Origin of the sequence: Aeromonas bivalvium (assembly GCF_000819765.1) — a bacterium.
GTDB lineage: Bacteria > Pseudomonadota > Gammaproteobacteria > Enterobacterales > Aeromonadaceae > Aeromonas > Aeromonas bivalvium.
On record NZ_CDBT01000061.1, the window covers coordinates 113,808 to 123,546 of the forward strand.

A 9,739-nucleotide genomic window follows, 5' to 3' on the forward strand; every position below is an offset into this window, starting at 1 on the left:
TCAGGCGCGACAAAAATGCGAGTCATTACTCACCCGCTCGGGCCGACAAACACTAAGAAACAAGGAGATAAGGGGGCAGGCTCTCCTCACCCTCCGGCATCTGCCCTTTAGGGCATCACTTCGCGGCGATAAATAATTCTGTCATTACCCCGGCTGGAGCCGAAAATGGCCTCACCTTGCAGGTTGCCGTCATTGACACTCGTGGGGTCAGACAACCAGAGGGGCTGCGACGGCTGTTTTGCCAAATCGACCTTGTAGGGGATGCGCACCGAGATGTCCGGCTTGGCAAAGTGGAACAGGATCTCCCCATCTTTCGCCAGTGCAACGTCCCCACCCGGTGCCGAGCTGCCCAACCCCAGCTTGATCTTGCGACCCGCCCCAAGATTCAGTTCGCGAGTCGCCGCATCAAAGGTGTGACTCGGATTGAGGAAAATGAACCCCTGATTGGCCAAAGAGAGCTGGGTACATTGATCTTCCTTGTTCGTCAGCCAGTTGCCCGCTTCGTAATATTGCATCTGCAGTGGAATGGCCAGCGACTCCGAGGCCACCCCCTGCCGGGTGCCCGCCTGGACCCGACCAAAGTAAGCCTCCATGGGCTCCTCATCGATGAGCCTGGCATTGCAGCCAGCGCCACTGCATGACCCCGGCTGCCCGTCGTTGAAGTCGGGATTGGCGATCAGGGTCTGCTCACCATCGTTGTCCTTCATATAAAGGCCAAACGACAGGGCCCGGTAGGGGCCGTCTGGCTTGCCATCGGAGCGGCGAGCAAACTCGGTCGGCCCGTTGAAGTCGGCCTCCCCTGCCACCCAGGGCAGCGGCCCCAGGCTGCGTAACCGGGCGGAGAGCGACACCCCGTCCTTGTTGTTGGCCACGCTCAGGTAGGCATCCCCCTTGGCAAACGCCTCCCTGTAGTTCAGGGTGGTCTCGCCAAACTGATTGCGGGCCTGAATATTCAACTCCGCCAGGAAGGGTTGCCCCATATAGGAAAACGCCTCGCAGGCGGGGACTATGTTGCCACTCACCAGATTGAAGTCCACCGGGATGAAACGCCCCACCGGCACGCTGGTCGCGGGGGGTATGGTGTAGTTGAAATAACCTGCCGACGGCGGGGTCGCTGTCATCCGGAACACCCCGACCTCGTCCACCGACTGGCCGACGGAGTTGAGGTTGCTGTCCTTCTGGTTGGAGTGGTCGTAGCTGGACGTGCCGACCACCGCCCCTTCCCCTGGTTTGGGCGCCACCAGCTCGCTGCCCAGCGCAATATTGGCCAGCGCGAAGTTGGGGGTCGCCAGGTTGCCGTTGCACAGGTCCTTGTCATCATCCGCTTGCCAAGCCACCCCTTTGAGATTCAGCTGGAACGCCTCACCGGTCTTCTTGAACACGGGGCAGCTGACATCCCCTGCCGCGCAGATCCCCTGGGTGGGCGTGATGCAGAGCCCCACCGGGCGACTGACGAACAGATCCGAGCCCGTCATCACCAGTCCCGCCGTGTCGCCACTGCCATCGTGACGGGCATTGAGTCGCATCTGACCCGCATCCGGATAACTCACATCCTTCAGCGTGGTTTCGCCCAGCTCATTGAAATAGAGATCCATGGCAGTGGGAGCCTCCGCCGTGGTGGCTATGGCTGTCTTATCAATCCTTATCTGGCTGCCAAAGAGATTGGTCGCAGGCATGTTGTAATCACTCCAGAACGAGATTCTTTTAGTCTGCTTCTGAAAACTCGGCACGCACAGCTGGCTCGTGTTGTCCTTCCTGACCGCCGTCATCACTACCTGTTGTGGTTTGTTGGCCAGGGTATCCGGCACATTGAACAGGAAGCCGCTGTCGGCAAAGCTCAAGGTACAGGCGGCGTCGCTCAGGGCGCCGCTGCCCGCCCGGCAAAGCGTCTCGCTAAGCGGCTTGGTGGAGGGAATAGAGCCACTCACCCCCACCTTCATGGCGCTCGCCAGATTGTTGCGCAGCTGCAATTTGGCGGTGCCGTTGCTGAAGGTCACGGTAGCGGTGTTGCCGCTGTAGCTCACCTGGCTGTCGGCTATCCAGCCGTTGCTGCCATTCTTGAGGGGGGTCAGGATGGCGCTCACCGGGTCCGTGAACAGCTGGCTGCAACTGGCGTTGGCGCAGGCCCGTATGATGAGGGTCTCCGGGTTGCAGGTCAGGGCCTGGCCGGAGTGATCGAACTCGAAGTGATCGATCTGGGTGCCCACCGGATTGGAGTTGAGGGCGCAGATCCGGACGTTGTCGATCTGGTGGGCGTTGGTCGCATCCCCGGTCGAGCCGGTCAGGGACAACAGCAGATTCTCGGGAATGGCCGCCTGGCCACTCTGGGCGGCGGCATTGAAGCTGTCGATCAGAGTGCTGTAACCCCCTCCGGTATTGCGCTCCACCTTGACCAGGGACTGGCCGCCGATGCGCGAGTCTATGGTCAGTCGATAACGGTGGGGGCGATTGCTGTCCGAGCCACTGTCTACGGTCGGCGACAGGCAGTTGCCATTGGCGTTGTCGGCGCCGTTGTTGCAGGTGCCTCTGAGGTAGTTGTAGCCGCTGGTGCCGGAACCCGATCCCCGTACCGCCACGGACTGCTTGCGCCGCCCCTTGTTGACAATACCGCCTTCACCGGAGAAGTTGCCGTACTCATCTATCCCAACCCCGAGCCAGCCACCGGCAAAACCGTTGACGTCTGGCTTGAAACCATACCCGAGCGGGCCGCCGAAAGCGCCGGGTTGAGGAGTCACTCTGGCATCCGAGAGTACCACCGCCATGCCGTCCGCCCCGTTACCACCGTGGGCATACTGGTCGAACTCTATGGTCACCAGGTTGTTGGCGGCGGGGAAGAGCCGCTGGTAAGTCGCCGAGGTGGATTGCTTGGGGCTAGCCCGGGTCATGCCGAGCCGGCCATTGACGATAGCGGGGGTAAAGTCGCCGCTGCTGCGAGCCACCACCCAGTCGTTGCTGAGGGTGCTGGCGGAGAAGTCGTCGCTGAAGCAGGTCAGATCCTCTTCACAGATGCCGGGCCAGTCGCCGGTGAAGGGCTCGTGGATCACCCTGCTGTTATCCGTCATGGTGACATTGACCGCCGACACGGCTCCCGTCAGCACGGCCTGACCACTCATGGCCAGATCGTCCGCATTGACATAGAGGATGGCGTTGAGCATGGCGTTGTCGCGCATGGTCATCCTGCCAAAGTGATAGAACAGCAGATCGTTGGCCCTGCCCCCGGCATTGACCTCCATCTGGTCGCTCAGAGTGAAGTCGCTCTTGAGGTAGAGCTGGGCGGCCTCGCCGCTATCGAAGATCAGCTTGTCATTCTGACCGAGCTCCAGCCTGTCTATCCAGTGGCTGCCGCCACGAAAATAGAGGCGGATGTCGGAGGCGCTCTGATGCTTGAAGGTCTTGACGTAATTGGCCTGCAGGTAGCCATTGATGACGCCGTTGTCGCTCACTTCCAGGCTCTGGTGGAGCTGGAGCGTCAGATCGCTACGACTGCCCGCCGCCGTGATCCTGCCCTGCCCCTTCATCTGGAGGGCATAGACGCCGAGGGTACTTTGCCCCTGCAGGGTCATGACGCTGTTGTCCTCCACCGTCAGTGCCCTGATGGCCCAGTCCCCCGCCGCCATGGGCAGCTGGCTCTGTCCGCTCAGGCTGGCCCGGTCGAGATAGTGAGGTTGAAAACTGGCCGTGACATTGCCAATCGAGCTGGTCGAGAGTGCCAACCGGTCGTAGACGGTGACGCTCGCATCGGACAGCTTGCCGTTGCCCGAGACCGTCAGATCGTCGACATGCAGGTTGCCATTGCCCTTGATGCCATCCGAATAACCCGTCACCTGCACCGTCTTGGCATAGACGGTCGCGCCGTTGAGATCGAGCACGGCCCCGCCGGAGAGGGAGAGCGTCTCGAAATAGTAGGTTTGCCCCGAGCGCAGGGTGGCCAGGCAGTTCTGGCTGCTCCAGTTGGCATTCCTGTATTGTCTGGCGGCGGGAGAGATGGTGCCGGTGCAGGCCAGGTTGTTCTGGCCACTGAAGCTGGGGAAGTCGCCGGGATCAGCCGGGAACTCGTCGGGATCGCCGATGAACACGAGATCCTTGAGGGGGCTTGCCAGGGCCCCGCTGACGTTGCAGTTGGAGATCCAGGTGCCCCCGTTCCAGTAGCCACCGTTATTGCAGTTGGCGTTAGGCTGGATGTTCTTGCGAATGAAGGGATAGCTGGTTCCCACCGCCGCGCTGGTGATCTTGCTTTCGTTGCTCATGGTCAGCACACCGGGAGCGGCGTGACTCTGGACCGGGTAGGCGAATGCCGCCATGCACTGGCTGGCGGCCTCGACCGAGGCGGAGCACCAGATCAGCGCCAGGCACAGGGCGGGACGAAAGCGGGGCATCATGGATTCTCACTCCTCACAGGCATCATCATGGCGTCACGCCATCGAAGGCTTCCGCCACCAGGGTGCGGCTGACGGCAAAGTCCGGGCTGGCGCTCCCCTGCGCTGCTGTACCACAGGAGCCCAGGCTGGTGAGCCGGTAGGTGATGCTGGTCTCGCCATCTCGCTGGGTCTGGATCTCGCTGCAGCTCACCGCCACCTGGCACCCCTGCAGACCGGGCTCGTCAAATGTCCGGGACGCAGCCACATTGGCGCAGGCGGCGGGCACGTCGGCGCCACTGCGGTTGGGAAACAGCTGATAGAGGGCGACTTCCAGCCCGCTCTGGGCCGCCATCAGGGCCCGCACCCCGCGCACCTCCACCGTGTTCTTCTCGCCGCTGTCCACCAGGAAACGCCCCATGGCCGCTGCCAGCAGGGCCATGATGACGATGACGAAGAGGGCGACCATGATGGCGCTGCCGCCCTGGGGCGCCATGGCGCGGGGAGAGTCAGGGGACATTGAGCAGCTCCAGCTTGTGATTGAACAGCACCCGCTCGCCGCTGCGCTCAAATTCCAGCCGCACGCCCACCTCGCTCTGGTTGAAGGCCGCCGGCTCCCGGTAGAAATAATGGGAGGCGGGACGGATATGCTCCGCCATCAGCTGTGTGGTTTCGCCGCTGGTCAGGCTTTCGCCGAGGGGCTTGGCCATGTGCCAGAGGCTCCCCCCTCTCACGCAATAGAGCACCTGCTGGTTGGCAAAGTAGACGCGCCGGCCCGGTGAGTCCTGGGTGAAGGCACCATCCACCGTCAGCGACAGGGCCCCCGATGCCGGGCTGCCCACATCGGTCACGGCCGCCACGCATTGGCCATAGAGACACCCCTGTTCCAGGGGGAGAGCCGGGCTGGCCAGGGGATAGACGATGGCCAGATCCCTGTCCTGTTCGGGCAGCACCTGCGGCGTCACCATGGTGAGCCCGGCGCTGACCGCCGAGCCCAGATAACGGCTGGCGGTGGCGATGGGCCAGAAGCGCAGGCAAGTGCCTTGATCCCCCGACATGCCAGTGTCATCTTCCACCCGCACCGAACCTGGCACTGCGTCCCGCAACTCGCGATTGAGCCGCTCCAGGGCGAAGCGGGCATCGCTCATCAGCTGCTCCCGGCGGCTGGCATCCCCGTAAATCTGGGTGCCGATGCCGATAAACTGGCTGGAAAACGTCGCCATGACCCCGAGCAGCAGGATCACCATCACCAGCTCCACCAGGGTGAAACCCGTTGCAACGCGCATCAGTAGTTCCCCCGATAGAGGGTGAAATCCACTTCACTGCCGTCCGGCAGCCGCACCGTCAGCGCCACCCGCTTGCCGATGGACTCGGCACCCAGGCCAGGGCTCCCGAACAGGGTGTCAGGGGTCACCGCTATCTTCACCTGATAGCGGCGATACTCCTGGTCGCTGACGCCGGCCCCGGTCCGGGTAAACAGACTGGCATCCCGCCACTGCCCGCCGGTGTCGAAATCGTCCACGTCGTTATAGGCATAGGGGGCGAGCCCGACTTCATCGGGATCCGGGCCATAACTGCTCGAACAGGCGGGAATGCTGACCCCTGCCATGGTCTCCCCGCAGCGATAGCGGCCGCCATTGTGATCCGAGTGTTCATCGAAGGATTTTTGCAATATCTCGCCAAGCAGTCGCTGGGCCAGCTGGGCGGCGCGCACCTGCTGCACCGGATCCACCGACTGGGGAGCCTGACTGATCAGCAGGCCGAGGATGCCGGTCAGCGCCACCGACAGCAGCACTATGCCGACGACAAGCTCTATCAGGGTGAAGCCGCGGGCGCGCTTAAGGGAGGGCATGGATATACCCCTCGGCCTCGATGCGCAGCAGGACTGACTCCCCCCCTCCGCTCACAGTCAGCTCGCAGCCGGCGGTGCAGGTCCCCAAGGGACGGCCACTGCGTTTATCGAAACTGAGTGATGTCTCGGGTGAGAGGACAATAGTGCCGGAAGCCTGCACCAGGCGGCCCCGCTCTCGCTGATTGGTAGTCCAGTTGTCGATCGGGCTGGCACTGCAGATGCCCACCTGGGTGAGGTGAGCGAAGCGGTTCGCCTCCAGCACCAACTGGGTGCAGCGATCTGCGCCTTCGTTCATGTTGATGGTCTGCACCAGCCGCAGCCGGGCCACCAGCTCATCGCGCAGGGAATGGATTTCAAAGCTGCCTTTGCCCAGCCATTTGGGCACGGCAAAGGCGGCCAGAATCCCGAGCAGCAGGATCACGATGACCAGTTCAATCAGGGTGAAGCCATCGTTTTGTGCCGTCATGACGCAGCACTCCTTGCAAGGAAGATGGAGAGAGACTCTTCTCTCTCCATCTTGATGGAGACCGAAGTTACTTACAGGCTGTGACTTCGGAGGTCGGCAGAGAGCCTGAGGTTGCCTCGGTATAGGTGACGAAGCAATCGGTCGCCGTGGTGGCGGATACGCCCGCCGGGAAAATCTTGATGCTGCTGGATGCCGGAGTGCCAAAGCTCCAATCACCGGAACTCAACTCCAGCACCTTCTCAAGGTCATCCTTGGTTGCCTTGGGGTAGCCATAGGCGATTCCCACATTAACGCCATTGCCAACGTCCAGGGTCTCAGAGTCAGCGGTATCTTTACCCGCGATGACGGCCTTGCTGTACACCATGGCGCCAGCGGAGTTCAGGGAACCCTCCACGCCTTTCAGGGTGGCGGTACGTGCATCATCCTGCAGATTCAGGAACTTGGGCGCGGCGGTGACCGCCAGAATGCCCAGGATGATGATCACGATCACCAGTTCGATCAGGGTAAAACCCGCCTGCTTTTTCATTACATTTTCCTCGATTTATCAATTGATATTGGTGGTTACCTGACCGGAGGCCGGCCGGTAGCTGAAACTCATGAACGCGTCCGTGCTCCCCTGCGGGTTCTGGTACTGTCCATCACTACCCTTACTCAGACTATTGACCAGGTAGTAGCGACAGACGGAGTCGAGGCCGTTACTGGATACGGTGGCATAGTATTTCAGGTCATTACCACTACCGCGCACCTCATCGAAGCTGGCGGTAGCCTTGGGGGGATTTTGCAGCAACCCGTCCCAAATTCGCAGACAGCGCTGGGCCGTCAGATTGGCCGGGTCGACGTCGGTCGCCCCGCTCCCCGTCTCCATGGGGTAGCCGGGAGAGAGTTCGCCATTGGCTACCTGGCTATCCGTGGGGGTGGTGAGGTAGAAGCGGGTACCGTCGTAGAGCACGGTATTGCGCCCATCCTGTTTGGCTCGCCCCTCGGCCTCCCACTGGGCTCGCACCAGGGAGACCGCAGTGGCATAGCCACCTGACACCCCTTCCACGCTCGCCTTCTTCGCCTCGTCGGTGACATCGAGAAAGCGCGGCAAGGCGGTCGCCGCCAGTATCCCGAGGATGACGATGACGATCACCAGCTCGATCAGCGAGAAACCCGCAGCCCCGCGGGGCAGGCTCCGGCCTGTGGTGGACTCTCTGGGCGTGTGATGTGTCATGGCTCCTCCATAAGAAGCGGTATTATTTCATGTAGATATAAAAAAAGCATGTGACCCGGGCCCGATCCCGCGTCGCTCACCGCTCGGCCGACCCATCACGCCAGGGCACCAGGGTCCCATCGCCGAAGCGATAGTGCAGCCAGTGGCCCTCAAGCCCGATGAGGCAGCCATCCAGGCGAGCGCGAAACTGCAACGCCAGCCCCCCTGGCGCTACCTCCCCCATGATGCCCTGCCACAGGTTGCGGCAGTCGGCAGATGGCGTGGTCAGCGGCGCAACCCCCAGGGGCCAGCCCCGCTCGTCAAACTGCCAGCCCAGCCCCTGGGCATGGAGCAGGGGCGGCCTGCGCTCGTCGAGCCAGCGGCCATGGAGGCGCTGCACCCGCTCGGCAAACAGCTGTCCCAGCAGGGTCAGCTTGGTGCCGATGGCCTGCTCGCGCTGGCTGTGATAGCCAGTCCCCAGGGTGGCCAGGATCACCAGCAACACCAGGATGGCGACCACCAGGCGGTAACCCGCCAGCCAGCGGGCATCCTGCTCCCCCTGGCGGCTCACCGGCCACCCCGCAGCGCGCTCATACTGTCCCGCCCCATGGCAAGAGGGTGAAGAGGCTCTGCCCTGTCGTGGCTCACCGACCACCCCTTACCGCGCTCATCATGTCCCGCCATGGCAAGAGGGTGAAGAGGCTCTGCCCTGTCGTGGCTCACCGGCCACCCCTTACCGCGCTCATCCTGTCCCGCCATGGCAAGAGGGTGAAGAGGCTCTGCCCTGTCGTGGCTCACCGGCCACCCCGTACCGCGCTCATCATGTCCCACATGGGGGTGAAGATGCCCAGTGCCAGCACCAGCACCATGATCGCCACTATGCCGATCAGGATGGGTTCGATGCGGGCGGTGAGGCTCTTGAGGTCGTAATCCACCTCCCGCTCGTAATACTGGGCCGCCTCGTGCAGCAACTCGTCCACCTGCCCCGTCTCTTCCCCCACCGCGATCATCTGCATCACCAGGGGGGTAAAAAGGGTGCTGGCACCGGCGGTGCGCTGCAGGCTCTCGCCGCGCTCGATGCCGCCACGCATCTCGCGGATCCGCTCCGCCATGAAGGCATTGTCCACCGCATCGGCCACCAGTGTCAGTGCCTGATTGAGGGGGACCCCGGCCCTGAGCATCATGGAGAAGCTGCGGGCGAAGCGGGCCAGCAGGGAGCGATTGATGATGGAGCCGACGATGGGCAGCCCCAGCTGCCATCTGTGCCAGCGCAGCTGGCCGCCCGGGGTGCGCACCCAGTAGCGCCAGCCCAGCACGCCCCCCAGCAGCCCGGCCAGCAGCAACCACCAGTAGTGAACGAAGAAGTGGGAGGTGGCCAGCAGGATCCGGGTGGCCAGGGGCAGTTCCACGCCGAACTTGGCGAACATGTTGGCGAAGACGGGGATCACCATGATGTTGAGGATCACCATGGCAATGCCGATGGCGACCATCACGAAGCTGGGGTAGCGCATGGCGGCCTTGATCCGCTTGCGGGTCTCCAGCTCCAGATCGAAGTAGTTGGCCAGCTGCAGGAAGGCCTCCTCCAGCTGACCCGTGTTCTCCCCCACATGGATGATGGCGACGAACAGGCTGCTGAACACCTTGGGGTGGCTCTGCATGGCACTCGACAGCGGCCGACCATTGCCCAGATCCTCCCCCAGCTGGTGCAAGGCCCGCTTGAGGGGCTTGCTGTGGGCGCTCTCCTCCAGCCCGGCGATGGCGCGCAGTATGGGCACGCCGGCCCGGGTCAGGGCATACATCTGGCGGCTGAACACCACCAGCTCCTCCAGCGGCACCCTGGCCTCGAACAGGCGGGACAAGTTGATCTCCCCCCC

At 62.8% G+C, this 9,739-nt stretch carries 9 protein-coding genes; all 9 read right to left on the minus strand.

The window, feature by feature from the left end:
• Positions 1-107: 107 nt before the first annotated feature.
• Positions 108-4,379, minus strand: coding sequence for a DUF6701 domain-containing protein (locus BN1119_RS17615; protein WP_042001176.1), 4,272 nt, complete (start codon positions 4,377-4,379; stop codon positions 108-110).
• 25 nt (positions 4,380-4,404) lie between these two features.
• Positions 4,405-4,875 carry a hypothetical protein gene (locus BN1119_RS17620; protein WP_042001181.1) on the minus strand — a complete coding sequence of 157 codons (471 nt, stop codon included), beginning with the start codon at positions 4,873-4,875 and terminating at the stop codon, positions 4,405-4,407.
• Complete coding sequence (locus BN1119_RS17625; protein WP_042001184.1) at positions 4,865-5,641, minus strand: PilW family protein; 777 nt, start codon at positions 5,639-5,641, stop codon at positions 4,865-4,867. Before BN1119_RS17625 ends, BN1119_RS17620 begins: the two co-directional genes overlap by 11 nt.
• Positions 5,641-6,207, minus strand: coding sequence for a prepilin-type N-terminal cleavage/methylation domain-containing protein (locus BN1119_RS17630; protein ID WP_042001187.1), 567 nt, complete (start codon positions 6,205-6,207; stop codon positions 5,641-5,643). Before BN1119_RS17630 ends, BN1119_RS17625 begins: the two co-directional genes overlap by 1 nt.
• Positions 6,194-6,673 (minus strand): pilus assembly FimT family protein, encoded by a 480-nt coding sequence (locus BN1119_RS17635; protein WP_042001190.1) that lies wholly within the window; start codon positions 6,671-6,673, stop codon positions 6,194-6,196. The genes BN1119_RS17630 and BN1119_RS17635 overlap by 14 nt, the downstream gene beginning before the upstream one ends.
• 67 nt (positions 6,674-6,740) lie before the next feature.
• Positions 6,741-7,199 (minus strand): prepilin-type N-terminal cleavage/methylation domain-containing protein, encoded by a 459-nt coding sequence (locus tag BN1119_RS17640; RefSeq protein ID WP_042001193.1) that lies wholly within the window; start codon positions 7,197-7,199, stop codon positions 6,741-6,743.
• Positions 7,200-7,217: 18 nt separating this feature from the next.
• A complete protein-coding gene (locus tag BN1119_RS17645) occupies positions 7,218-7,886 on the minus strand; it encodes a type II secretion system protein (protein WP_042001196.1) in 669 nt (222 codons plus the stop codon).
• Between the two features lie 76 nt (positions 7,887-7,962).
• Entirely contained in the window at positions 7,963-8,436 is a 474-nt protein-coding gene (locus tag BN1119_RS17650) for a hypothetical protein (protein WP_042001199.1), read from the minus strand.
• Positions 8,437-8,659: 223 nt separating this feature from the next.
• Positions 8,660-9,739, minus strand: a 1,080-nt coding sequence (locus BN1119_RS17660) for a type II secretion system F family protein (protein ID WP_084205549.1), incomplete at its 5' end; no start/stop codon positions are given.